The sequence below is a fragment of the Sphingomonas sp. GW821-FHT10C01 genome, from assembly GCF_059415525.1.
This window is the reverse complement of sequence record NZ_JBWKNK010000001.1, coordinates 183,417-205,522: the sequence shown is the minus strand read 5'-3', so window position 1 is coordinate 205,522 and position 22,106 is coordinate 183,417. Positions and strand designations below refer to the sequence as shown.

At 66.6% G+C, this 22,106-nt stretch carries 26 protein-coding genes; 9 read left to right on the top strand and 17 right to left on the bottom strand.

Features of this window, described 5'->3' with window-relative positions; translation table 11 throughout:
* Positions 1-43: 43 nt before the first annotated feature.
* The 4 genes from AC07M1_RS01105 to htpX all read right to left on the bottom strand — a co-directional run bounded on the left by AC07M1_RS01105 (position 44) and on the right by htpX (position 4,778).
* Positions 44-1,786, bottom strand: coding sequence for a heparinase II/III family protein (locus AC07M1_RS01105; protein WP_495162788.1), 1,743 nt, complete (start codon positions 1,784-1,786; stop codon positions 44-46).
* Between the two features lie 2 nt (positions 1,787-1,788).
* Complete coding sequence (rpe, locus tag AC07M1_RS01100; protein ID WP_495160726.1) at positions 1,789-2,448, bottom strand: ribulose-phosphate 3-epimerase; 660 nt, start codon at positions 2,446-2,448, stop codon at positions 1,789-1,791.
* Between the two features lie 17 nt (positions 2,449-2,465).
* The gene (locus AC07M1_RS01095) at positions 2,466-3,746 is read right to left on the bottom strand and encodes an RsmB/NOP family class I SAM-dependent RNA methyltransferase (RefSeq protein WP_495160725.1); all 1,281 of its coding nucleotides are present in this window, start codon (positions 3,744-3,746) and stop codon (positions 2,466-2,468) included.
* 66 nt (positions 3,747-3,812) lie between these two features.
* A complete protein-coding gene (htpX, locus tag AC07M1_RS01090; protein WP_495160724.1) occupies positions 3,813-4,778 on the bottom strand; it encodes a zinc metalloprotease HtpX in 966 nt (321 codons plus the stop codon).
* 67 nt (positions 4,779-4,845) lie between these two features.
* Between htpX and AC07M1_RS01085 the strand changes: the two genes are divergently transcribed.
* Entirely contained in the window at positions 4,846-5,007 is a 162-nt protein-coding gene (locus tag AC07M1_RS01085; RefSeq protein ID WP_495162787.1) for a DUF1674 domain-containing protein, read from the top strand.
* A gap of 13 nt (positions 5,008-5,020) precedes the next feature.
* Here AC07M1_RS01085 and AC07M1_RS01080 read toward each other — a convergent pair whose 3' ends face one another.
* From AC07M1_RS01080 to AC07M1_RS01040, 9 genes are all read right to left on the bottom strand, one after another.
* Complete coding sequence (locus AC07M1_RS01080) at positions 5,021-5,821, bottom strand: hypothetical protein (RefSeq protein WP_495160723.1); 801 nt, start codon at positions 5,819-5,821, stop codon at positions 5,021-5,023.
* A 72-nt stretch (positions 5,822-5,893) separates the two neighbouring features.
* On the bottom strand, positions 5,894-6,424 hold the full coding sequence (locus AC07M1_RS01075; RefSeq protein WP_495160722.1) for a DUF1697 domain-containing protein: 531 nt from the start codon (positions 6,422-6,424) through the stop codon (positions 5,894-5,896).
* Positions 6,421-7,398 (bottom strand): NAD(P)H-dependent glycerol-3-phosphate dehydrogenase, encoded by a 978-nt coding sequence (locus AC07M1_RS01070; RefSeq protein ID WP_495160721.1) that lies wholly within the window; start codon positions 7,396-7,398, stop codon positions 6,421-6,423. The genes AC07M1_RS01075 and AC07M1_RS01070 overlap by 4 nt, the downstream gene beginning before the upstream one ends.
* Entirely contained in the window at positions 7,395-8,420 is a 1,026-nt protein-coding gene (gene tsaD, locus AC07M1_RS01065) for a tRNA (adenosine(37)-N6)-threonylcarbamoyltransferase complex transferase subunit TsaD (RefSeq protein WP_495160720.1), read from the bottom strand. Before tsaD ends, AC07M1_RS01070 begins: the two co-directional genes overlap by 4 nt.
* A 42-nt stretch (positions 8,421-8,462) precedes the next feature.
* Positions 8,463-8,891: a GFA family protein gene (locus AC07M1_RS01060; RefSeq protein ID WP_495160719.1), complete on the bottom strand. Its 429-nt coding sequence runs from the start codon at positions 8,889-8,891 to the stop codon at positions 8,463-8,465.
* A 58-nt stretch (positions 8,892-8,949) separates the two neighbouring features.
* Positions 8,950-9,495: an SRPBCC family protein gene (locus AC07M1_RS01055; RefSeq protein ID WP_495160718.1), complete on the bottom strand. Its 546-nt coding sequence runs from the start codon at positions 9,493-9,495 to the stop codon at positions 8,950-8,952.
* Positions 9,496-9,500: 5 nt separating this feature from the next.
* Positions 9,501-9,935, bottom strand: a complete 435-nt coding sequence (locus tag AC07M1_RS01050) for an SRPBCC family protein (protein WP_495160717.1) — start codon at positions 9,933-9,935, stop codon at positions 9,501-9,503.
* A complete protein-coding gene (locus tag AC07M1_RS01045; RefSeq protein WP_495160716.1) occupies positions 9,936-10,274 on the bottom strand; it encodes an ArsR/SmtB family transcription factor in 339 nt (112 codons plus the stop codon).
* A gap of 44 nt (positions 10,275-10,318) precedes the next feature.
* Positions 10,319-10,990, bottom strand: a complete 672-nt coding sequence (locus AC07M1_RS01040) for an MBL fold metallo-hydrolase (RefSeq protein WP_495160715.1) — start codon at positions 10,988-10,990, stop codon at positions 10,319-10,321.
* 79 nt (positions 10,991-11,069) lie between these two features.
* On the opposite strand from AC07M1_RS01040, the gene pabB reads away from it, so the two are divergent.
* The 3 genes from pabB (at position 11,070) to msrA (ending at position 15,009) form a co-directional block, all read left to right on the top strand.
* Entirely contained in the window at positions 11,070-12,833 is a 1,764-nt protein-coding gene (gene pabB / locus AC07M1_RS01035; RefSeq protein WP_495160714.1) for an aminodeoxychorismate synthase component I, read from the top strand.
* A 33-nt stretch (positions 12,834-12,866) separates the two neighbouring features.
* Positions 12,867-14,066: a pyridoxal phosphate-dependent aminotransferase gene (locus AC07M1_RS01030; protein ID WP_495160713.1), complete on the top strand. Its 1,200-nt coding sequence runs from the start codon at positions 12,867-12,869 to the stop codon at positions 14,064-14,066.
* Positions 14,067-14,334: 268 nt separating this feature from the next.
* Entirely contained in the window at positions 14,335-15,009 is a 675-nt protein-coding gene (gene msrA / locus AC07M1_RS01025; protein ID WP_495160712.1) for a peptide-methionine (S)-S-oxide reductase MsrA, read from the top strand.
* On the opposite strand, the gene AC07M1_RS01020 is transcribed toward msrA, so the two are convergent.
* Positions 15,006-15,404, bottom strand: coding sequence for a DUF1489 family protein (locus AC07M1_RS01020; RefSeq protein ID WP_495160711.1), 399 nt, complete (start codon positions 15,402-15,404; stop codon positions 15,006-15,008). The two genes, msrA and AC07M1_RS01020, sit on opposite strands and share 4 nt — an antisense overlap.
* Before the next feature lie 44 nt (positions 15,405-15,448).
* Positions 15,449-16,846 (bottom strand): magnesium transporter, encoded by a 1,398-nt coding sequence (gene mgtE / locus AC07M1_RS01015; RefSeq protein WP_495160710.1) that lies wholly within the window; start codon positions 16,844-16,846, stop codon positions 15,449-15,451.
* Positions 16,847-17,026: 180 nt separating this feature from the next.
* On the opposite strand from mgtE, the gene AC07M1_RS01010 reads away from it, so the two are divergent.
* The 5 genes from AC07M1_RS01010 (at position 17,027) to AC07M1_RS00990 (ending at position 20,759) form a co-directional block, all read left to right on the top strand.
* Complete coding sequence (locus tag AC07M1_RS01010) at positions 17,027-17,485, top strand: peptidylprolyl isomerase (RefSeq protein WP_495160709.1); 459 nt, start codon at positions 17,027-17,029, stop codon at positions 17,483-17,485.
* A gap of 101 nt (positions 17,486-17,586) precedes the next feature.
* The gene (locus tag AC07M1_RS01005; RefSeq protein ID WP_495160708.1) at positions 17,587-18,204 is read left to right on the top strand and encodes a LolA family protein; all 618 of its coding nucleotides are present in this window, start codon (positions 17,587-17,589) and stop codon (positions 18,202-18,204) included.
* Between the two features lie 271 nt (positions 18,205-18,475).
* A complete protein-coding gene (locus tag AC07M1_RS01000) occupies positions 18,476-19,261 on the top strand; it encodes an exodeoxyribonuclease III (protein ID WP_495160707.1) in 786 nt (261 codons plus the stop codon).
* A 2-nt stretch (positions 19,262-19,263) separates the two neighbouring features.
* Positions 19,264-20,328: a GTP cyclohydrolase II gene (ribA, locus tag AC07M1_RS00995; RefSeq protein WP_495160706.1), complete on the top strand. Its 1,065-nt coding sequence runs from the start codon at positions 19,264-19,266 to the stop codon at positions 20,326-20,328.
* Positions 20,328-20,759 (top strand): hypothetical protein, encoded by a 432-nt coding sequence (locus AC07M1_RS00990; protein WP_495160705.1) that lies wholly within the window; start codon positions 20,328-20,330, stop codon positions 20,757-20,759. Before ribA ends, AC07M1_RS00990 begins: the two co-directional genes overlap by 1 nt.
* Here the strand turns inward: AC07M1_RS00990 and AC07M1_RS00985 are convergent.
* Both AC07M1_RS00985 and AC07M1_RS00980 read right to left on the bottom strand, forming a co-directional pair.
* A complete protein-coding gene (locus tag AC07M1_RS00985) occupies positions 20,756-21,430 on the bottom strand; it encodes an HAD family hydrolase (RefSeq protein WP_495160704.1) in 675 nt (224 codons plus the stop codon). The genes AC07M1_RS00990 and AC07M1_RS00985 overlap by 4 nt on opposite strands.
* Complete coding sequence (locus tag AC07M1_RS00980; RefSeq protein ID WP_495160703.1) at positions 21,427-22,095, bottom strand: YggS family pyridoxal phosphate-dependent enzyme; 669 nt, start codon at positions 22,093-22,095, stop codon at positions 21,427-21,429. Before AC07M1_RS00980 ends, AC07M1_RS00985 begins: the two co-directional genes overlap by 4 nt.
* Positions 22,096-22,106: the final 11 nt, after the last annotated feature.

Below are 22,106 nucleotides of genomic sequence, written 5' to 3'. Positions count from 1 at the left end.
CCGCCGCACCCTGCAAACCCCTAACGCGCAGTAGCCGGGGCGACTATCTCGCCCTGTGGAAGAGCCAGGAGACGCTGGTGCCGCCAGCGGGCGACTCACCGGTCAGCACAAGCTGCTGGGTTTCCCGGGGAATCCCGCGGCCGTCGACCCAAACGCTTTCCTCGATACCGAGCGTGGCGCCATTGGCGCGGAACTGCCACGCCGCGCCCGACGGGGTGCGCAGCAGCGCGCCAGCGCCGTCCGCGGTCGGCGAGACCTGGACGCCCGGGTGGAGATGGAATCGGATCGCGAAGGGGATCGGCACCGCCTTGCGGCGGCGGCCGGCGGGGGTCAGGCTGTCCTCGCCCCGGACGTCGCGTCCGTCGGCACCCAGCGCGATGCGGCGGCGATGGGTGACGCCGTGGCGCCGGACATAGCCATCGTGGCTCGCCTCGATCCGGCTCGCGGTGTCGGTCTCCTGCCGGCTCAGCTCCATCTCGCCCACGCCGCGGCCAAGCGTGCCGTCAGGATGGATCGCGGTGGAATTACTGTTGTCCACCACCAGGGTCGAATGCGCTGCGGTGGTCCGCAACCCCTCCGCCAGTGCAGCAGGCAAGCGCAAATCGGCACCGCGCGCGCCACCGCAACTTACGACGATGCGGTCGGTACCGTCGGAGAATTCAAAGGCGAGTGTCGAGGCGCAACCGCCCTCCATCACCCGCGCTACTGGTGGTGGCGCGGCATCGATGATCACCACGGTGCGCTGCTGCGCGAGCCGCTGGTATCCCCAGTCAAGCGCCTGGCGAAGCGGGCGGACGCGTGCGCCGGTGGCGGCGACGATCTCGTCCAGCGCTTCGCCGGTGACTGCGATGCCGCCCTGCCAGCTCGAAAGCCCGCGGTCGCCATGGCAGACGCCCAGCAGCGCCGAAACCATCCGCGACAGCGCCTGGTTCTGCACTTCGGGCGGATCGAGGCGCCGTACGGCATAGGTCTCGCGCAGCAGGGTCAGCAACATAATCGCGTCGAGCAGCGCTGCGGGGGAACGCCCGACGATTCCGCCATCCTCGCTCACTGATCCGGCCAGTGCGCGGGCAAGCCCCGCCTCGCCAAAGGCGCGGCGTGGATCACCACCGGGAATCATCAGTCCTGCCGCAAGCACCCCGCACCAAGCCGCGATGCGCGGTGCGCCGGGCAGGACGCGATCGGCGTTCCGGTCGAGATGCCGGGCACCACGCGCGAGCGTGTGCAGAACTTTCGACCGATAGACGAGATCGGTGCTGGAGAGGATCAGCGGCGCATGCGCGGTCCAGAACAGGATGCGCCGCCCCCACAGGTCCGCGCGCCAGGCGGGGTCGGTGACCTTTTCAGCATGGACGTCGAGCCACTTGCGCATCAGCGCCTCGGCTACCGGTGCCGCCCCCGCACGCGTGGTGACGGTCGACAGGTCGCGCAGCCAGGCGAAGCTGTGGAAATAGTCGCCGAACGGCTTCGACCATTCGGCCTTGGCCGCGTCGAGCGTGGCGACGGCGTGGTTCTCGCCGCGGAACGACAGCTTACCGTCGAGCAGCGCATTGCCGCGCGCCGGATCGCCCAGAAAGGGATCGTCGGCCACGGCGATCAGCTTGAGCGGATAGCGCCCCTTCAACCGCAGCCCATAAAGCGGGGTGCGCCAGGTGAGGCGGTGGAAATGATCGGACAGCCGGTCGGCGAGCGAAACGCCACGGTCGCCGCCGATCCGGATCAGCCGCCGACCCTGCTCGATCCCGTCGGCGTCAGGTGCCTCGGTGGCGGGATCGTCGATGGGCATCTTCACCCCGCGCGCAATGCCCGGATATTGTCGGCATAGGCTGATGGACCGCCCTTGAACGCCGCGGTGCCCGCGACCAGCGCGTCGGCACCGGCAGCGATCACGCGCGCCGCATTGCCCTGATCCACTCCGCCATCGACCTCCAGATCGATCTGGCGACCGCTGGCGTCGATCTTGGCGCGCAGCGTCGAAATCTTGGCGAGTTGGTTCTCGATGAACTTCTGCCCACCGAAACCAGGGTTGACGCTCATCACCAGGATCAGGTCGACCATGTCCATGACGTGATCGACGACATCGACCGGGGTCGCGGGATTGAGCACGACACCGGCGCGCTTGCCCAGCGCCTTGATCGTCTGAAGCGTGCGGTGGAGATGCGGCCCGCTTTCGGGATGAACCGACAGGCAGTCGGCACCCGCATCGGCAAATGCCTGGAGCATCGGATCGACCGGTTCGATCATCAAATGGACGTCGAACGGCTTGGCGCTGTGCGGGCGAAGCGCCTTGATGACGGCCGGGCCGATCGTGATGTTGGGCACGAAATGCCCGTCCATCACGTCGATATGGATCCAGTCGGCGCCCGCTTCATCGATTGCGTGCACCTCCTCTCCCAATTTGGCGAAGTCGGCGGAAAGGATCGAAGGCGCGATACGGACGGCGGTCATGTCAGCCCTTTAACACCTCAAGAGTCGCCCGCAACACGCATGAGGCGCACCATGAAAAAGCCGTCAAGGCCACCTTGTTCCACAAGCATGCCCGGAAGTGTGCGCAACCAACCGCGTTGGTGCGCGACCAGCCCTTCGGGTAGTTCGTCGGGAAGCACCGGATCGATCGCGAATTCGGGATGTTCGACCAGGAAGCGCTCGATCTGCTGCTCGCCCTCCTCGGGCTCGAGCGAGCAGGTAGCGTACACCATCAGCCCGCCCGGTCGCACCCAGCGCGCCGCGCGCGGAAGCAGTTGCGCCTGCAACTCCGCCATCTCCGCGATCACGCGCGGGCGGACGCGGTGGAGCACGTCGGGATGACGGCGAAAAATGCCGGTGGCGCTGCACGGCGCGTCGAGCAGCACGGCGTCGGCCTGAAACCCCGGCTCCCAGTCCATGAGATCCGCAGTGACCATTTTCGCCGATAAGCCGGTACGATCGAGATTTTCCGAAAGTCGCGCCAGACGACTTTCGGAAATATCGACAGCGGTGACGTCCCAACCCGAAGACGCCAGCTGAAGCGTCTTGCCGCCCGGTGCCGCGCACAGGTCGAGCGCTGTGCCGGTTCCGCCACCCAGAAGGCGTGCGGGAAGCGATGCGGCGAGATCCTGCACCCACCAGCTGCCCTCGGCGTAGCCGGGCAGTTCGGGGACAGGCGTGTCGCTGGCGATGCGCAGATGGTTCGAAACCAGGCTTTCGCCGTGCAGCTCCGCAACGTCTGCCCGCAGCGTCAGATCAAGCGGCGGCGGCGCGGTGATAGCGACGCCGGCGGCATCGGCGACGCGCTCGCCCCAATTGCCTGCGATCCGGGCATAGGCCTCGCCGGGCAGCGAGGGGTGGTCGGGCAGCGCCGCGCCGTTACGGTCGAGCGTACCGAACACGCCATGGACCAGCTTGCGCGGGCCGCCATCGACCAAGGGCAGCGCGGTTGAGATCGCGGCGTGCGGCGGCGTGCCGAGACGCAGCGCCTGAGCCAGCGCGATGCGCAGGATGAAGCGCGCCTTGGCGTCATCGGGCAGGCGGTTGCGGGTCGCGCTGTCGATCAGGGCGTCGAGATCAGGCAGCCAGCGCAGCACTTCGGCAGCGATGGCATGAGCGAGGCCGCGATCGGACGGAGGCAGGCCTCTGGTCGATGCCTCGAGTGCCTGTTCGATGGCGAGGCCGCGGCGCAGCACCGCGTCAAGCAGGCGGAGTGCGGCACGGCGCGCGGGGACGCCGGGGGGATCGGAAGGAGGGCGGGAGTTGAATTGTCGGGACATCAGCCGGCCCTACGCCGTTTCCGGCGCCGGATCACCCTCAAAGGAACAGACTGATCGCTCAGTCGATCATCCGCGCCGGTTGGGATCGAGCGCGCTAGAGCGGCGTGGCGCCGGCTTGATTCCCAGCGCCGACGGGCGAGCGGTTGACGAAGTTGACAGAAACGGCGGGTTTTCACCGAAGCTGTCAAGCGACGCGCCTTGGCCCATTTCCCGCGCGATTTCCTCCAGCGCGGCGATGCGGTTGCCGGTGTCGGGGTGGGTCGAGAACAGGCTGTCGCCGCCAAGGCCGGGGACGATGTAGAGCTGGGCTGCAGCCGGCACCCGCTGCGCGACCGGATTGGGCACCGCCGCAGCGCCACGCGCAAGCTTGGCTAGCGCCGAGGCAAGCGCGCGCGGGTTGCCGGAGATTTCGGCACCGCCCCGGTCCGCGCCATACTCGCGCGTTCGGCTGATCGCCATCTGGACGATCATCGCGGCGAAGGGCGCGACGATCACCGCGAGGATGGTCGCCAGCATCGCGCCGCGATTGTCCCCACCACCGCGAAAGAACATGCCGAAATTGGCGAGCATCGAGATCGCGCCGGCGATCGTCGCCACCATCGTCATGATCAGCGTGTCGCGGTTGCGGACATGCGCGAGTTCATGCGCCATCACGCCCGCAATCTCGTCATGATCGAGCATATCGAGCAGCCCAGTGGTCGCCGCGACCGCCGCGTTCTGCGGATTGCGGCCGGTAGCAAAGGCGTTGGGGTGCGGCGAGTCGATGATATAGACCTTGGGCATCGGCAGCGCCGCGCGTTGCGCCAGACCCGCGACCAGCCCGTAGAATTCGGGGGCGCTGGCTGCGTCGACCTGTTTCGCACCGTGCATCGACAGCACGATCTTGTCGGCGTTCCAGTAAGTGAACAGGTTCATTCCCACCGCGACCAGCAGCGCGATCATCATGCCGCCGCGCCCGCCAAGGGTGAAACCCAATGCCATGAACAGCGCCGTGAGCGCCGCCAGCAGCATCGTCGTCTTGAAACCGTTCACTTGGATTCGATCCTTTCAGCGCCCAATGTGGGAAACCGAAGCCATCGCCGCAATCAGGACCCACGCCATGGGCAAGCGCCCCGACCATGTGAAACCGCCCGCCTATCTCTCCAAGAGCCCGCCAGTGCCCAAGCCGGCGGACGGGAAGAAGGCCAAAACAGACCCGCTCGGCGACGATCCCACCCGCTATGGCGACTGGGAGCGCAAGGGCATTGCCGTCGACTTCTAGCGCGGAGCTTACATCATCCCGCAGCCGGATTCGTCCGGCTCGCGGCGAAGATATCGCGGTCGACCAGGTTCATATCGTCCTCCGCATCCTGTTCGAAGATCGCTTCGAACCGCTGTCTGCCGAGCTGTCCGGCGATCTCGACCAGATGATCGCGAAGCCGCGCGTCGATTTCCTCGGCAGTGATATCCGGCCGTTCCCCCATCGCGTCGAGTTCGGCGTCGAAATCGCGACGTCGCGCCAATAGATCACCGAACAGGTCATTGCGTTCCGTCAGAACGAGCTGCGCACGGGCGGTAAAATCGTCGCCGTCGTCGAACATCGCCGTCACGCCGCTGCCTTCCAGGCACCCCTGAAGCTTCGTGGCCCAAGCCGAATCGCGCCGGCCATATTGCCGGTAGAAATAGACGCTCTTGAAGTAGCCGCGTGATCCTCGGACGCTGATCGGCGACACTTCCGCCGTCGCGGTGGCGTGCAGAACCTGGTTCGATACCTGATGGCACACACCGTGGATGCCATAGAGCGATACCGTGCCGCGCGCCGCAGCGACCTTAACCGAATCGGCGTTGTCCTGAACGACGCATGTGGCCAAGGGAAGCCGTCCATCTCGCGAAGCGATCAGACCATCGGCATGTCCCGGCGCCCCGCCGCGCGGATGGAACGTGCCCCAGCACATCCACAGATGCTCGCGCGCCGCCGCGACGTCTTCAAGCGATCCGGGTTGCGTCAGACGGTTGTCATAGGTCGTCACCCAAGTGTGGTCGGCCCATCTTCCGATTAGATTCGCGGGTTTCGCCCATGCGTACAGCGTCGCCATCCCAGCCCCCTCTCTTGCCCCGGCAGCATACGGCATCGGGAGCGACAACGAGTCAACGCGCTGAACGCGGCGCTAGAGCGCGTCGCGGATCTTGAGGACGGTGTTCCAGTTGCGCGCGGTGTTGACCGGATCGAGCTTCGCCTTGGTCATCGCCGGGTGGAGGGTCGAGCGGCCCTGGCCGTCGGGGAAATCGATATAGAGCTCACGGCCGATGACGTGCATGCGCTCGGGACCGTCATGGCTGTCCTCAACCCGCGCCACCGCCGCCGCATCGACCGGCTTGCGGTGGAAGGTGACGACCACGAAGCTCGGGCGCTCGCCAGTGGCTTCGGGAAAGGGGTCAGCGGCGGCGACCGCCGTCATTTCCTCCGGCGAGCGCACGAAAATCTCCGACTTGAGACCCGTCGCCGCGAACAGCGCGTCGTGAAGCGTCGCTTCGAGCGCGGCGGCGTCCGTCACGTCGGCGGTGAAGACGACATTGCCCGAGGCGAGCAGAGTCTTGACGTCAGTGAAACCCAGCCCTTCGACCACCGCCTTCAGCTCGGCGGACTTGAGCTGGCGCTTGCCGAGATTGATCCCGCGCAGCATCGCCGCCCACCTCATGCATGCTCCTCCCGCAGCGGACGACTGAGCAATGCGTCGACGACCCGGCCAACGGGTGTGCCTTCAAGCAGCGCGCACACCGCTTCGGTCACGGGCATGTCGACGCCGGCGGCCTTGGCGGCTTCGCGCAGCACCGGTGCGGTCGCCGCGCCCTCCGCCACGGTGCGGCGATCAGCGAGCAGCTCGGCCGCACTCTTGCCCTGACCAAGGCCAAGACCGAGCGAGAAGTTGCGCGAGTTGGTCGAGGAGCAGGTGAGGACCAGGTCGCCAAGGCCCGACAGACCCGCCAGTGTCTCGGGACGCCCGCCGCGCGCCACGCCGAAGCGAGTCATCTCCGCGAAACCGCGCGCGATCAGCGCGGCACGAGCGTTGAGGCCGAGTCCAGCCCCCTCGACCACGCCGCAGGCGATAGCGAGGACATTCTTGACCGCGCCGCCGATCTCCGCGCCGGCGACATCGGACGAGCCATAGGTGCGGAAAGTCGGACCCGCGAGCCGCTCAGCCAGCCGCTCGCGCAATCCATCATTCTCGCAGGCGAGTGTGACGGCGGTGGGCAATCCCTTCGCCACTTCATGCGCGAAGGTCGGCCCGGACAGGACGGCGACCGGCGCATCGGGATGCAGTTCGCGCGCGACCTCAGCCACCAGCTTCTGCGTGCCGACCTCAATCCCCTTGGCGCACAGCACCAGCGGGCGACCGGCGACCGGCGCCTCCGTCAGGACCGAGCGGAGAAACTGCGCGGGGACGACGACCAGCAAAGCCTCGGCTTCCGCCAGATCAGAGAGGTCGCCGGTGGCGCGGATCGATGGCGAAAGGGGAATGCCTGGGAGGAACAGCGCGTTCTCGTGCCGCGAATTGACCGACGCCGTGACGTCATTCTCACGCGCCCAGAGCGTGATGGGCTCACCGCCGCGCGCCGCGACCTGCGCCAGCGCGGTACCCCAGGCGCCACCGCCGATGACCGCCAATCTCATGCCTTTACCCCCGCTCCCCGAACCTTCTCCGCATCCGGATCGAGCGGCCAGCGCGGGCGCGCAGGCAGATCGAGCGGATCGGTGAGGCCAAGCGCGAACCGCTCGACCCCGGCCCAGGCGATCATGGCCGCATTGTCGGTGCAGAGCCAGAGCGGCGGCGCGATGAAGGGCAGATCGTGCTCGACCGCCAGCGTCGTGAGTGCCGAGCGAACAGCGGCGTTGGCGGCGACACCGCCCGCCACGACCAATGCCGTCGCCTGAGGCGCCTTGGTCAGGGCGATGCGGGTACGATCGACCAGGCAATCGACCACCGCCTGCTGGAATGAGGCGGCGAGATCGGCAGGGGCGAACTTGCCGACCTTGCGCGCGACATCGCTCTTGAGGCCGGCGAAGGAGAAATGCGGCTCCCCCGAGCCGACCAACGGGCGGGGAAGAGGGACGGAACGGGGGTCGCCCTCCAGCGCGGCGCGCTCGACCGCGGGACCGCCGGGGAAACCCAGGCCCAGCAGCTTGGCGGTCTTGTCGAACGCCTCGCCCGCGGCGTCGTCGATCGTGGTGGCGAGTCGGCGGTAGCGACCCACGCCTTCGACCAGCAGCAACTGGCAATGCCCGCCCGAGACGAGCAGCAGCAGATAGGGGAAGGCGAGATCGGGCTCGGCGAGGCGTGGCGACAGCGCGTGTCCCTCGAGGTGATTGACCGCCACCAACGGCTTGTTCGCAGCGTGCGCCAGCGCCTTGCCGGTGACCAACCCCACCATGACGCCACCGATCAGGCCCGGGCCGGCGGTCGCGGCGATCGCATCGACGTCGGCGAGGGAGACGTTCGCCTCGTCGAGCGCCGCCTCGATCAGCGGACCCAGCGCCTCGACATGCGCGCGCGCCGCGATTTCGGGCACGACGCCGCCGAACGGGCGATGCGCCTCGTCCTGCCGGGCGAGGCGGTGGGACAGGATCGTGCGGTCGCCACGCACCAGCGCGGCGGCGGTTTCGTCACAACTCGATTCGAGGCCGAGGATCAGCATCGCGCCGATCTAGGGAGTTGGAGGCCAATTGTCGAAGGGGCCTCAGGCGTCGCCGACCCCGGCCTCGGCCATCACCTGCGCGCCGGTCAGGCGCTCACGCTCCCCGGCGAAGTCGTAATAGCCCGGCTTCTCATCGACGAAGATCTCATCCGCCAGGTCGAAACCGTCGAGCCGGTCGAACAGGCCAGCCTGGAAGGAATAGCCCGATTTCGGCCTGAAATAGTAGAAGAGGTGGGTGCCACAGGTGCGGCAGAAGCCACGCTCCGCAAAGTCCGACGAGGCATATCGCTCGATCTGATCGGCGCCTTCGATCTCGGGATCGGACACCAGTCTCAGCGACAGCGAAGGACCGCCGCCCCAGCGCCGGCACATGTCGCAGTGACAGACGCCAATATGCGGCTCGGGCGGTGCGATCCGCACCCGAACCGCGCCGCACAGGCACTTGCCTTCAAGCTTCGTTCCAGCCGTCATCGCGCTCCTCTCCGCCCTGTTCCCAACGGCATAGCGCGCCGGGAACAGGGCGGAAAGCTCAGCTGGCGCTAGCGAGCGCCGCCGCGACCCGCGCCTCCGAATCCGCATGCTGCACCCAGAAATCGCGCACCGGATCGCCGTCCAGCAGCCCCACCAGCACCGCGAGGTGCGAATGCCAGCCGCCGCCGAAATCGGCCATCGGAGCCGGGCCGGTGATCTCACTATGCGTCAGGGTGAGGCGGGTGCGGCCACCGCCGGCGTCGGCCAGCTCGAAGCGTGCGACACCCTCCTTGCCCTCATCCCAGCTGATCGCGAAGACGTGCGGCGGGTCAAACTCGAGCACCTTCTCACGCCCGACCGCGCCCTTCCATTTGGCATATTCGGGCGGATAGGGGGCGTGATCGGCGGACAGCTCGTCATGATTGAACACCAGCTCGACCGTATCGCCGACGCCCGTCGCGTCGGTACCGCCCGAGAACCATTGGCGGCGCAGATCCGCTTGCGTGAGGTAACGCCATACCGTTGCCGGATCGACGTCGAGGACGCGCACCATCCGGAAGGTATCAGGGGCGAGGATTTCCATATCGGCGAGGGTAGCGGTCATCGAGGTCACTCCATGATGCGGGCGAGGCTATCGAGGATCATCGTCCAGCCGCCGCGGGTCTGGTCCTCATAGGCGGCCCATTGCGGGTCCATTTCGTGGGTGAGCGTGAGCGTGCAGCCCGTCGCGGTCGGCACGATGTCGATGCTCACCCGCGTCCATTCACCTTCTTCCGCCGGATCGGCGGCGAACAGGAAGACGAGCCGGGCGGGGCGATCAATCACCTCGAACTTCAGGCGGTGGACCGCATCGCCCTGTTCGCGCCGCTCGACAATGCGCGCGGTGCCGCCGACGCGCGCGTCGATCTCCACCGCCCGCATCTCGCCATCCGGCGTCGCGAACAGGAAGCGGCGCGCCTGCGCGGGATCAAGCCAGGCGTCGAACACCCGCTCGGGCGATGCCGCGAAGTCGCGGCGGATCGTGAGGATGACGGACTTGCCCATTCAGACACCTTCTTCGCTGGTGGGCGCAGCCGAGCGGAGCAGCGCTTCGAGATTGTCGAGGCGGGTGTTCCAGAAGCCGCTCCATTGCTCGAGCCATTGGTTCGCCTCGGCGAGCGGCTCGGGGCGGAGCGCACAGATCTGGGCACGACCCGCCTTGCGGCGCGTGACGAGGCCAGCGCGCTCAAGCACCTGGACGTGCTTTGAAGCGCCGGCGAAGCTCATCGCGTAGGGCTGGGCCAGCTCACCGATGCTCTTTTCGCCGAGCGCGAGACTGGCAAGCATCCCACGGCGCGTGGGATCGGCGAGCGCGTGGAAGGTCATGTCGAGTCGTTCAACCATATGGTTGAATTACGACTCGACCTGATAATTGTCAACCGATCGGTTTAGCTTCTAGCAAGCACCGAGTCGGCGACGAAGGGGTTGGTGCGGCGTTCCTGCGCGAAATTGCTCGGCTGGCCGTGACCGGGAACGAACACGGTATCGCCACCCAGCGGCCACAGCTTGCCGGTGATCGCGTCGAGCAGATCCTGATGATTGCCCATCGGGAAGTCGGTGCGCCCGATCGATCCCTGGAAGATCACGTCGCCGACGATGGCGAGCTTGCTGGGCGCATGGTGGAACACGACATGGCCCGGCGTGTGGCCAGGGCAGTGATAAACGTCGAGTGTCAGATTGCCGACCGTCACCGTGTCGCCGTCGACCAGCCAGCGATCCGGCTCGAACGGCTTGCCGTCGATGCCGTATTTGCGACCGTCATCGTCGAGCCGGCTGATCCAGAAGCGGTCGGCCTCGTGCGGGCCCTCGATCGGCACGCCCAGTTCCTTCGCCAGCATCCCGGCTTGGCCGCAATGGTCGATATGGCCATGGGTGATCAGCAATTTCTCGATCGTGACGCCATGCTGTTGCGCCGCCGCCTTGAGCCGGTGCAGGTCGCCGCCAGGATCGGTGAAGGCACCGCGCATCGTTTCGGTACACCAGATCAGGGTGCTGTTCTGCTGGAGCGGCGTGACCGGTACGATCGCGGCGCGAAGGGGAGGGGTGGAAGCCGTGTTCATCGCCCGTGGAGATAGGCGGAGCGAAGGAGGGCGGCAACAGAGGGTTGCGGCGCGGCGCGCGGGATTGCAATGCGGGCCGATGCTTGGACCAGCCCCTTTCGTGCTGCTCGACGATGCCCGGCCCGGCGGCGCCGATGCACGACTGTACCGCGATCCAGTGCGGATCGTGACGGCCGAGAGCCCGGAAGGGGTTCATGCGGCGCTCGCAACGCTCGACGCCGCTCGCGCCGAGGGGCTGCACGCGGCGGGCTACCTTGCCTATGAAGCCGGACATGCGCTCGAGCCAAAGCTTGGGATACCCGCGACCGCAGGCCCCTTACTGTGGTTCGGATTGTTCGAGCGTTTCGAGACCGTCGCCACGAATGACGTTACCGTATTGCTGCCGGACCCGGAGAGCGCATGGATCGGACGGCCTCGCCCCGGCATTCCCCGCGCCGCCTATGACGCGGCCTTTACCCGCGTGCATGACTGGATCGAGGCGGGGGACATCTATCAGGCGAACCTCAGCTTCCGCGCGTCGGTGCGCGTGCTGGGCGATCCGCTGGCCGCCTATGCTGCGATCCGCACGCGCGCCGCGGCGGGCTATGGCGGGATCGTCTGGACGGGCCGCGACTGGCTGCTGTCCTTCTCCCCCGAATTGTTCTTCGCGCTGCGCGACGGCGAACTGATCGCTCGGCCAATGAAGGGGACGACCCCGCGGGGCGCGACGCCCGAAGCGGACGAAGCTGCGCGCGCAACGCTGGCGATCGACCCCAAGCAACGCGCCGAAAACCTCATGATCGTCGATCTGATGCGCAACGACCTGACCCGCATCGCCGCGCCGGGCAGCGTCCGCGTGCCCGAGCTGTTCAAGGTCGAGACCTATCCGACACTGCACACGATGGTCTCGACCATATCGGCGCGGCTCGCGGACGGGACCGGCATCGGGGACGTGCTCGCCGCGACCTTCCCCTGCGGTTCGATCACCGGCGCCCCCAAGATCCGGGCGATGGAGGTGATCGGCGCGGTCGAGCCCGATGCGCGGGGGCCATATACCGGATCGATCGGCCGCATCGACCCGAACGGAGACGCCGCGTTCAACGTCGCGATCCGCACGCTGTACTTGCCTCACGCCGGCGAAACCGCGACCATCGGCCTCGGATCCGGTGTGGTCGCGGACTCGCGCGCGGGGGAAGAATGGGACGAGTGCCTGGCCAAGGGCGCGTTCCTGACAAGGGGGCAGCAAGGTTTGGACCTGATCGAGACGATGGCGTTCGACCCTGCGGAGGGGATCCCGCTGCTCGAACGGCACCTCGCACGGATGAAGGCAAGCGCGGAGGCGCTGGGCTTCGCGTTCGACCGGCATGCCACCCGCAACGAACTGCAGGCCGCGACTTTCCGGCTGCGCGGCCCGGCCCGGGTTCGGCTGCTGCTGTCGCAAGCCGGCAATGTCGCGATCGGCACCGCGCCGATGCCCGCCGTGTTGGAAGGACCGGTGACGGTTGCCATTATCCCGAGGCAAGTCGCGCCGCGCGACTTCAGGCTGGCCCACAAGACCAGCGACCGCAGCGTTTATCCCCGCAGCGAAGGCGCGTTCGAGACGCTCTATACCGATGACGACGGCTATCTGACCGAGGGCAGCTTCACCTCGGTCTTCGTTGAGCGCGACGGTGTCCTGCTGACCCCGCCGCTTTCACGCGGCGCGCTTCCCGGCGTGCTGCGTGCCGAGCTGATCGAAAGCGGCCGCGCAATCGAGGTGGAGCTGACGCCGGACGATCTTGCCGGAGGCTTCTTCATCGGTAACGCCCTGCGCGGACTGGTTGCGGCGGTTACGGTTGCGGAGGAGGCACCGGCGGACCTATAGGGCGCGCGTTCCCCTCCAGACAGGCGACCGCCCATGCAGACTTCCGCCGCGCTCAATCGTATCCAGCCCTCCGCCACGCTCGCGATGACGAGCCGCGTGTTCGAGCTGAAACGGCAGGGCATCGACGTGATTGGCCTGGGCGCGGGCGAGCCCGATTTCGACACCCCGGACTTCGTCAAGGAAGCCGCGATCGAGGCGATCCGCAAGGGGATCACCAAATACACCAATGTCGACGGGACCCCGGAGCTGAAGGCCGCGATCGTCGGCAAGTTCGCGCGCGACAACGGCCTGACCTATGCCGAGAACCAGATCAGCGTGAACTCGGGCGGCAAGCACACGCTGTTCAACGCGTTCTGCGCGACGATCGATGCGGGTGACGAGGTCGTCATCCCGGCACCCTATTGGGTGAGCTATCCCGACGTGGTCGAGTTCGCCGGCGGCAAGCCGGTGTTCATCGCTGCGGGTGCCGACGCCAACTACAAGATCAAGCCGGAGCAGCTCGAGGCGGCGATCACCGCCAGGACCAAATGGGTCGTACTCAACTCACCGTCCAACCCGACCGGCGCCGCCTACACCGCCGCCGAGCTGCGCGCGCTGGGCGAAGTGCTCGAACGGCACCCGCATGTGCTGATCTATGCCGACGATATGTACGAGCACATCCTGTACGACGGCTTCGAGTTCGCGACGATCGCTCAGGTTTGCCCGTCACTCTACGATCGCACGCTGACCGCGAACGGCATGTCCAAGGCCTATGCCATGACCGGCTGGCGCATCGGTTTCGGTGCCGGTCCGCAATGGCTGATCAAGGCGATGGGCAAGCTGCAATCCCAGTCGACCAGCAACCCGTGCAGCGTGTCGCAGGCAGCGTCGGTGGCGGCACTCAACGGCGACCAGTCTTTCCTCAAGGACCGCGCTGGCGCCTTCCAGAAGCGCCGCGACCTGGTCGTGTCGATGCTGAACCAGATCAACGGCATGAACTGCCCGCGTCCCGAAGGCGCCTTCTATGTCTATCCTGAGTTCAGCCAGCTGATCGGCAAGACCACGCCCAAGGGCCTGGTCATCGACACCGACGAGACGATGGTCGGCTATCTGCTCGACGATGCCAAGGTCGCTGCGGTGCATGGCGGGGCGTTCGGCTTCTCGCCCGCGCTGCGGATCAGCTACGCGACCAGTGAGGACGTGCTGACCGAGGCGTGCGGCCGCATCCAGGAAGCCTGCGCCGCGCTGCGTTGAATTATTTGGCCGGAGCTGAAACCTTTTCGGCTTCCTGAACGAATGGATGAACGTGCCGGCCAGCGCACGTTCATCGCGGCCAAGTAGAACTCCTCTTGGAATTACGGGCGGCGTCCCCATCTCCGCCACAACCCAAGACAAGGGGCAATGTGATGCTTACGGTTTTGAAGTCGCAGTTCCTGCGGCGCTTTCTGGCCGGTTTCTCGCTCGGCGCGATCGGAATGGTCGCGCTCAATATCGAGCGTGTGACCGTGGCCCCCTTCTTCTGATGCGCATCGCCGCCCTCGCAATTGCAGGGCTGGCGAGCCTGGGCTTCATGTCCGCCGCGGGCCTCGTCCCGCCGATTGCTTCCGCCAGGGCCGAGAAGGCGGTGGCGATTCCCCCCTCCACCACCGATGTCGCTCCCGAAGCGGGCAGCCAGATCGCCGTACTCGCTGGCGGCTGCTTCTGGGGTGTCGAGGCCGTGTTCGAGCAAGTGAAAGGCGTCCGCGCCGTCACCAGCGGCTATGCCGGCGGCACCAAGGCGACCGCGACCTATCGTCAGGTCGCCACCGAGCGCACTGGCCATGCCGAAGCGGTGCGCATCGTCTACGATCCGAACAAGGTGAGCTACGCGACGCTGCTGCGCATCTACTTCTCGGTCGCGCATGACCCCACCCAGCTCAACCGGCAGGGCCCCGATGTCGGCCCCAGCTATCGCTCGGCGATCTTCCCGCAGAATCCAGGGCAAGCGCGGGTCGCACAGGCCTATATCGACCAGCTCGGCAAGGCGGGCGTCTATGGCAGGCCGATCGTGACGAAGATCGAAACCGGCGAATTCTTCCAGGCCGAGTCCGAGCATCAGGATTTCGCCCGACGCAATCCGACCAACGGCTACATCCTGCGCTGGGACAAGCCGAAGATCGCCGCCCTTCGCACGACCTTCCCCAGCCTCACGCGCTAGACCAGCCCCAACTCCGCAAGCTTCCCGGCGAGTTCGGGCGGGAGTGACGCCATGTCGCCCGTGCCGAGATCGGCGGGGGCATCCTTTTCGTCGAGATAGCGCCATCCCTGATGCGCGCGCTTGGGCTGCGGCGCGACCAGCACCAGCGCGGGGTCGAGCAGGATTGCGGTACGCCCGCTCTCTGCCTCGGCAAAGCCCAAGATTGGCGAACGCGCGACCAATTGATGCTTGAAGATCCAGAACAGCGATCCGCTGCCCGCAATCTCCTCATGCCGTTTGGGCAGGTAACGGGTCGTCAGCGTGACTGGACCGAGCCGACCGCGATCCGCCAAGCGCTCGCGCAGATGTTCGACGCCGGTGGTCCCGAAGGCGACCTTGGTGAGATGAAGCGGCATTGCCGCGATCTGGGCGCAAAGTGCCGCGGGTTCAACCCGGCAGACTATCCGGTGAGGCCGCTCGCACTGGCAAGGCCGAGAAAGACGAGGAAGCCCATCGAATCGGTGGTCATCGTCACGAACACCGACGAGGCGACTGCCGGATCGGCACGGAATCGCGCGAGGGTGAGCGGCACCAGCACGCCCGCGCCGCCCGCGATGACGATATTGGCGAGCATCGCCGTCGCGATCACCCCGCCGAGCAGCGCGTTCTGGAAGACGAGGCCAACGCCTGTGCCAAGCACCGCCGCGATCGTGACGCCGTTGAGCAGCGCCACCTTAATCTCGCGCCGGATCGCGCGGAGGGTATTGGACTGGGTGAGCTGGTTGGTCGCGAGCGCGCGCACCGTCACCGCCATCGTCTGCGTTCCGGCATTGCCGCCGACGCCCGCGACGATCGGCATCAGCGCGGCGAGCGTCACCATCTTGGCGATCGTGCCTTCGAACATGCCTATGATCGTCGCCGCCACCATCGCGGTGCCGAGATTGGCGATCAGCCAGCGCACACGCACCTTGTATGAATCGATCACGGGCTCGTTGATGTCGCCCTCACCCGCGCCCGACAGCAGCAGCGCGTCCTCGCCCGCTTCCTCGGAAATGATATGGACCACGTCGTCCACGGTGATCATGCCGACCAGCCGACCGCTGTCGTCGATCACTGCGGCCGAGATCAGCGCGTATTTCTGGAAGATCAGCGCGACCTCTTCCTGATCCATCCCCACCGGGATCAGCGTCTGCTCGCGTTTCATGACGTCACCCATCGCCACCGAGCGTGGGGTGCGCAGGATCCATGACAACGCGCAGGTGCCGACCGGCTTGTGCCCGGGATCGACGACGAAGATTTCCCAGAAATCGGTCGCCAGCTCTTCTTCGCCGCGCAGATAGTCGAGCACGTCGCCGACGCTCCAATGCTCGGGCACCGCGATAAGCTCGCGCTGCATCAGGCGGCCGGCGGATTCCTCGGGATAGGAAAGCGCTTCCTCGATCGCGGCGCGATCGTCGGGGTCGAGGGCGCGCAGCACCGCGCGCTGATCCTCTTCCTCCATGTCCTCGATAATCGCGACGGCGTCGTCGGTATCGAGTTCGGCGGCAATGTCCGCGACTTCATGCGGGTCGAGTGACTCGATCAGCTCGTCGCGGACCCAGTCGTTCATCTCGGCGAGCACGTCGCCGTCGATCAGCCCCGCGATCGCGGCGGCAAGCGACTGGCGCTGCTCGGCCGGAGTCAGCTCGACCAGATCGGCGATATCAGCGGGATGGAGCGGCTCGACCTTCTCGCGAACCGCCTCGACCTCGCCCGCTTCGACCAGGTCGAGCACGGTGCGCACGAAATCGCGGCTGAGATGCTCATGCGAGTCGCGGGTCGCGGAATCGGGCGCGGTGGTCTCGGTCTCGTCGGTCATCGAGCCTTCCCCTGCTTCGCGCCTGCGCCCCCTCTAACGCGCCCGAATCGCGCTGCCAATCCGCGCGATTTCCGATTCCAGGAACACGCCTTTGCACATTGCGGTCCCAACCCGGTTTGCAACCGGGCGCACACATGCCTAGTTGACGGGCGACACGCATTTTCTGGAGTTGTGTTTCAAATGGCCGATCTTCCCACCCGCCTCGTGATGACGCTCGACACCGGTGAGGTGCACATCAAGCTGCGCCCCGACCTCGCGCCCAAGCATGTCGAGCGGATCGCCAAGCTGGCCGACAGCGGTTTCTATGACGGCGTGGTGTTCCACCGCGTGATCGACGGGTTCATGGCGCAGGGCGGCGATCCCACCGGCACCGGCATGAGCGGTTCGAAGGAGCCCAACCTTCCCGCCGAGTTCAGCCGCGAGCCGCATGTCCGCGGCGTGTGCTCGATGGCGCGCACCAACGATCCCAACAGCGCCAACTCGCAGTTCTTCATCTGCCTCGACGACGCGACCTTCCTCGACGGCCAGTATACGGTCTGGGGCGAAGTCACCGAAGGCATGGAAAATGTCGACGCGCTGCCCAAGGGCGAGCCGCCGCGTACCCCGGGCAAGATCGTCACGGCGCGCAGCGAAGCCTGAAGCCTCTTGTTTGCGGTGCCGGGCGAAAGCGGTCGGCACCGCCCTATTCAGAAGCCGTTCAACACGGAACCGGCAGGGGCATCGGCATGTTTGGCACATCCATGAACATCCGACCCATGGCGGTTCTGGCCGCCATTGCCCTTCCCCTTGCCGTGCCTGCCGCTGCCCAGCAGCAGGGCACGCTCGCCCAGGTGCAGCAGCATCTGCGTGCAACGCAGACCATGACCGCGACGTTTGCCCAGACCGATCGCGCGGGAAAGACCCTCACTGGTACCCTCACGCTCAAGAAGCCGGGCAAGGTCCGCTTCCAATATGAGAAGGGCGTCCCACTGCTGATCGTCGGCGACGGCAGCTCGCTATGGTTCATCGACTATTCGGTGAAACAGGTGTCGCGCTGGCCGGTCAAGAATTCGCCGCTCGGCGTGCTGCTGAACCCCGATCAGGACATCTCGCGCTACGCCAAGGTCGTGCCGACCGCGAGCCCGGACGTCGTGAGCATCGAGGCCCATGACCCAAAACGGCCCGAATATGGCCGGCTGACGATGGTGTTCGCGCGCAACGCGGCGGCGCCGGGCGGACTGATGCTCCAGGGCTGGGTCGCGCTCGATTCCCAGAACAACCGCACCACCATTCGGCTGACAAACCAGCAGTTCAACGCGCCGGTGAGCGACGGGGCGTTCCGCTGGAACGATCCGCGGAACCGCGGCGGTCGCCGCTGAGCCAATCCGGCGCCAGCCATTCATGTTGGCGACAGCTTCACAGCGCTAACACCCACAGTGCGGACGGGGCTTTCGGGATTTTTCCCCCTGTTGCCCGAGCGACCCTGTCCCGCCTGCGTGACGAACGCCAGGTCGGCCCTCGCTCCATGCCCCCGGAGCGGGGGCCTTTTGGTTTTTGGCTTTGTGTTCGGCTGGTGCTGCCATCTACACCGTAAGGCGCCAACAAGGTCTCTCTGGCGCAGCTCAGCTTCCCTCACTACATCCCGGCCAAATGAAGATCGCGTCCTGGAACATCAACTCCGTCCGCTTCCGCATGGAGATCGTCGAGAAATTCCTCCGCGAGGAGGCACCGGATATCCTGTGTCTTCAGGAAACCAAGGTGATCGACGACGACTTCCCCCACGCGCCGCTGCGCGCGCTGGGCTATGATCACATCATCATCCATGGCCAACGGATGCATCACGGCGTCGCGATCGTCAGCCGCGTGCCGGTTACAGAGGATGACCGTCTCGACTGGCAGGCCAATGGCGAAGCGCGGCATGTCGGCGTACGGCTGCCCAATGGCGTGCGGCTCGAGAATGTCTATGTCCCCGCCGGCGGCGATGTTCCCGACCGCGAGGTGAACCCCAAATTCGGCCAGAAGCTCGATTTCGTCGAGCGGATGACGCGCTGGTCGGAGGGGTTGGGCGACCTTCCCGTGATCGTGACCGGCGACTTCAACATCGCTCCGCTCGAATCCGACGTGTGGAGCCACAAGCAGCTGCTCGATGTGGTCAGCCACACCCCGATCGAGGTCGAGGCGCTGGCACGGCTTCAGGCGGCGAACGACTGGGTCGATCTTGGCCGCCATTTCATTCCCGCGCCCGAGCGCTGCTTCACCTGGTGGAGCTATCGCGCCAAGGACTGGGCGGCATCCGACCGCGGCCGCCGGCTCGACCATATGTGGGCGAGTCGGGACGTGGCGGCAAAGGCGAGCGCGCACCGCGTGTGCGAGCCGTGCCGCGGCTGGCTCAAGCCGTCGGACCATGTCCCGATCGTCACCGAGTTCGACTTTTGAGCATGCCGGCCCCGGACGCGCGCAAGGTCGCACAGGCGATCGACGCCCTGCGCCGGGGATGGCCCATCGCGATTCGCGGCGAATCCGGCACACTCTCGCTGCTGGCGATCGATACTGGCGACGCGGCGCGCCTGACCGAGTTCGACCCGGAGTTCACCGCGCCGGTGCTGATTTCCGCCGGCCGTGCAGCGACGCTCAAGCTCGCCAACCAACGCGATGCCGCCGTTCCCGACGCGCCGGTGCTGGTCCAGCGCGCGCCGTGGCTCGATTTCGACGGTGCGGTCGCGTTGGCCGACCCGCAGCTCGACCTCGCGACGCCGCTCAAGGGACCGTTCCGCGCGATTCCGGTACCTGTAGCCGACGCCGCGGCGGCGGCACTGCGGCTGGCGCGGATCGCCGGGCTGGTTCCCGCCTTCTTCGTCCGTGAGGGCAAAGCCGATAGCGCGATCACACCCGCCGAGATCGACGCCCATGAGGATCCATCGCGCCTGCGCATCGTCACGCGCGCCCGGCTGCCAGTGGCGGGGGCCGAGAATGCCGAGATCGTCGCCTTCCGCACCCCCGAATCGCCCGACGAGCATATCGCGCTGCTGATCGGCCGGCCGACCGGCGCCGTGCCGCTGGTGCGCCTGCACAGCGAATGCCTAACCGGCGACGTTCTGGGCAGCCTCAAATGCGATTGCGGCCCGCAGCTCCATGCGGCGATCCATGCGATCGCCGATAGCGGCTGGGGCGTGCTGCTCTACCTGCGCCAGGAGGGGCGCGGGATCGGTCTGATCAACAAATTGCGCGCCTATGCGCTGCAGGATCAAGGATTCGACACGGTCGATGCCAATACCCGGCTGGGATTCGCCGTCGATACGCGCGATTTCGGCGTGGCCGGGCGGATGCTCAAGCTGCTGGGGCAGGACCGCGTCCGCCTGCTGACCAACAACCCCGAGAAGGTCGCGGGGCTCGAGGCCATGGGGATCGCGGTCACCGAGCGCGTGCCCCATAGCCTGCCGCCCAACCCACATAACGAACGCTACCTCGCCACCAAGCGCGACCGGACGGGGCATCAACTCTAGTGCGTTACTATCTGGGCGCCGAATTCAACGGGTTCGGCGGACCGTTGATCGCCCTCGCACTGGTACCCGAGGACGGCGGCACGCCCTTCTACGCAGCGATCGAATGTCCGAAACCAACCCGTTGGGTGGCGGCGCATGTCCTGCCGGTGCTGAACATCGAACCCGTATCGCGTGAAGAGCTGAGCCGATCGTTCGCCAGCTATCTGGCGGACGATCCCGATCCGGTAGTGATCGCTGATTGGCCCGAGGATATCGCGCATGCCGCAATGGCACTGATCGCACGGCCAGGCTTCCGCCACCCGATCGCGCGCATCGCCTTCGAGCTGTGCGATACGCCCGGCTTTGACACTGCCCGGGCGAGCGCGGTGCCGCACAACGCGCTCGAAGATGCGACGGCGCTGCGCGACTTCATGCTGAAGCAGCGCAGTTAGGCGACCAGCCGCGCGACCTCGCCAAAGTCATGCGCGATATCGTGGACGCCGACCGCACGCAGGCGCTCGTCATGCCCGTCACCACAATGGCTGCCGGCGCACAATCCGATGACATGCGCGCCCGACGCCACCGCACCGGTCGCGCCCACCGGCGAATCCTCCAGGATGACGCAACGCGCGATATCGACGCCGAGGGCCTGGGCCGCATGGAGATAGATATCCGGCGCCGGCTTGCCCCGTGTCACATGCTCGCGGCCGCTGAAGATCTTGTCGCCAAAGGCGTCGCGAACGCCGAGATGGTCGAGATGCCCGGTGATCCAGGTCGTCATACTCGACGAGGCGATTGCGCGAGGGAGCGTTACAGGAAGCGAACGGATGAACGCCACCGCGCCGACCACAGCCTCGATGCCCTCTTCCAGCGCCCGCTGATCCTCGATCGCGCGCGCGTCATAGAAATCTGCGGGCAGCGGCCGGCCGATCCAGCGCTCCACGGCATCGAGGAACTCGCGTCCGGAAAAGCCCATGAAGTTTGCCATCGACTCTTCGGGCGTGGTCGGATGACCGATCCCGGTCAGATACTCGGCGACCTGCTTGTTGCCGGCATATTCGCTCTCCAGCAGCACACCGTCGAAATCGAAGATAATCGCGTCAAAACGGACAGGTAGGCTCATGCACGCACTCCGAACAGGGCGGTGCCGACGCGGACATGCGTGGCGCCAAGGGTGACCGCGGTCTCGAAATCGTCGGACATGCCGATGCTGAGGCCGGTGACGTCATGGTCGCGCGCGAGCTTGGCGAGCAGCGCGAAATAGGGGGCCGCATCGACACCCAGCGGCGGGACGGCCATCAGCCCGGCGACCGGAAGCGCTGCAGCACGCGCCTCGGCCAGCAGCGCTGGCAGGTCAGCGACCCCACAACCGCCCTTCTGCGCCTCGTCGCCGATATTCACCTGGATGAAGCAGGACGGGCGGCGGTCCGCCTTGTCCATCGCGCGGGCGAGCGCGGTGACGAGCGAAGGACGATCGACCGAATGGATCGCGTCGAACAGTGCGACCGCCTCGTCCGCCTTGTTCGATTGCAGCTGGCCGACCAGGTGTAGCTCGATTCCCGGCGTCTCCTCGCGCAGCGCTGGCCATTTTCCGGCCGCCTCCTGCACGCGATTTTCCCCGAACACGCGCTGGCCCGCTTCGATCAGCGGCCGGATCGCGTCTGCGTCATGGGTCTTGGAGATGGCGATGAGCGTGACATCCGCGGGATCGCGGCGCGCGATCTTCGCGGCGCGGGCGATTCGGTCACGGATGGCGGAAAGGCGCGTTGCAGCGGTGTCGGATGCCATGCGCGCGGCTA

Excerpts from the sequence above, each read along its gene's own strand:
- AC07M1_RS01105 (WP_495162788.1), bottom strand. The coding sequence starts at position 1,786 with ATGCCCATCGACGATCCCGCCACCGAGGCACCTGACGCCGACGGGATC.
- rpe (WP_495160726.1), bottom strand. The coding sequence starts at position 2,448 with ATGACCGCCGTCCGTATCGCGCCTTCGATCCTTTCCGCCGACTTCGCC.
- AC07M1_RS01095 (WP_495160725.1), bottom strand. The coding sequence starts at position 3,746 with ATGTCCCGACAATTCAACTCCCGCCCTCCTTCCGATCCCCCCGGCGTC.
- AC07M1_RS01085 (WP_495162787.1), top strand. The coding sequence starts at position 4,846 with ATGGGCAAGCGCCCCGACCATGTGAAACCGCCCGCCTATCTCTCCAAG.
- AC07M1_RS01080 (WP_495160723.1), bottom strand. The coding sequence starts at position 5,821 with ATGGCGACGCTGTACGCATGGGCGAAACCCGCGAATCTAATCGGAAGA.
- AC07M1_RS01075 (WP_495160722.1), bottom strand. The coding sequence starts at position 6,424 with ATGAGGTGGGCGGCGATGCTGCGCGGGATCAATCTCGGCAAGCGCCAG.
- AC07M1_RS01070 (WP_495160721.1), bottom strand. The coding sequence starts at position 7,398 with ATGAGATTGGCGGTCATCGGCGGTGGCGCCTGGGGTACCGCGCTGGCG.
- tsaD (WP_495160720.1), bottom strand. The coding sequence starts at position 8,420 with ATGCTGATCCTCGGCCTCGAATCGAGTTGTGACGAAACCGCCGCCGCG.
- AC07M1_RS01060 (WP_495160719.1), bottom strand. The coding sequence starts at position 8,891 with ATGACGGCTGGAACGAAGCTTGAAGGCAAGTGCCTGTGCGGCGCGGTT.
- AC07M1_RS01055 (WP_495160718.1), bottom strand. The coding sequence starts at position 9,495 with ATGACCGCTACCCTCGCCGATATGGAAATCCTCGCCCCTGATACCTTC.
- AC07M1_RS01050 (WP_495160717.1), bottom strand. The coding sequence starts at position 9,935 with ATGGGCAAGTCCGTCATCCTCACGATCCGCCGCGACTTCGCGGCATCG.
- AC07M1_RS01045 (WP_495160716.1), bottom strand. The coding sequence starts at position 10,274 with ATGGTTGAACGACTCGACATGACCTTCCACGCGCTCGCCGATCCCACG.
- AC07M1_RS01040 (WP_495160715.1), bottom strand. The coding sequence starts at position 10,990 with ATGAACACGGCTTCCACCCCTCCCCTTCGCGCCGCGATCGTACCGGTC.
- pabB (WP_495160714.1), top strand. The coding sequence starts at position 11,070 with ATGCTTGGACCAGCCCCTTTCGTGCTGCTCGACGATGCCCGGCCCGGC.
- AC07M1_RS01030 (WP_495160713.1), top strand. The coding sequence starts at position 12,867 with ATGCAGACTTCCGCCGCGCTCAATCGTATCCAGCCCTCCGCCACGCTC.
- msrA (WP_495160712.1), top strand. The coding sequence starts at position 14,335 with ATGCGCATCGCCGCCCTCGCAATTGCAGGGCTGGCGAGCCTGGGCTTC.
- AC07M1_RS01020 (WP_495160711.1), bottom strand. The coding sequence starts at position 15,404 with ATGCCGCTTCATCTCACCAAGGTCGCCTTCGGGACCACCGGCGTCGAA.
- mgtE (WP_495160710.1), bottom strand. The coding sequence starts at position 16,846 with ATGACCGACGAGACCGAGACCACCGCGCCCGATTCCGCGACCCGCGAC.
- AC07M1_RS01010 (WP_495160709.1), top strand. The coding sequence starts at position 17,027 with ATGGCCGATCTTCCCACCCGCCTCGTGATGACGCTCGACACCGGTGAG.
- AC07M1_RS01005 (WP_495160708.1), top strand. The coding sequence starts at position 17,587 with ATGAACATCCGACCCATGGCGGTTCTGGCCGCCATTGCCCTTCCCCTT.
- AC07M1_RS01000 (WP_495160707.1), top strand. The coding sequence starts at position 18,476 with ATGAAGATCGCGTCCTGGAACATCAACTCCGTCCGCTTCCGCATGGAG.
- ribA (WP_495160706.1), top strand. The coding sequence starts at position 19,264 with ATGCCGGCCCCGGACGCGCGCAAGGTCGCACAGGCGATCGACGCCCTG.
- AC07M1_RS00985 (WP_495160704.1), bottom strand. The coding sequence starts at position 21,430 with ATGAGCCTACCTGTCCGTTTTGACGCGATTATCTTCGATTTCGACGGT.
- AC07M1_RS00980 (WP_495160703.1), bottom strand. The coding sequence starts at position 22,095 with ATGGCATCCGACACCGCTGCAACGCGCCTTTCCGCCATCCGTGACCGA.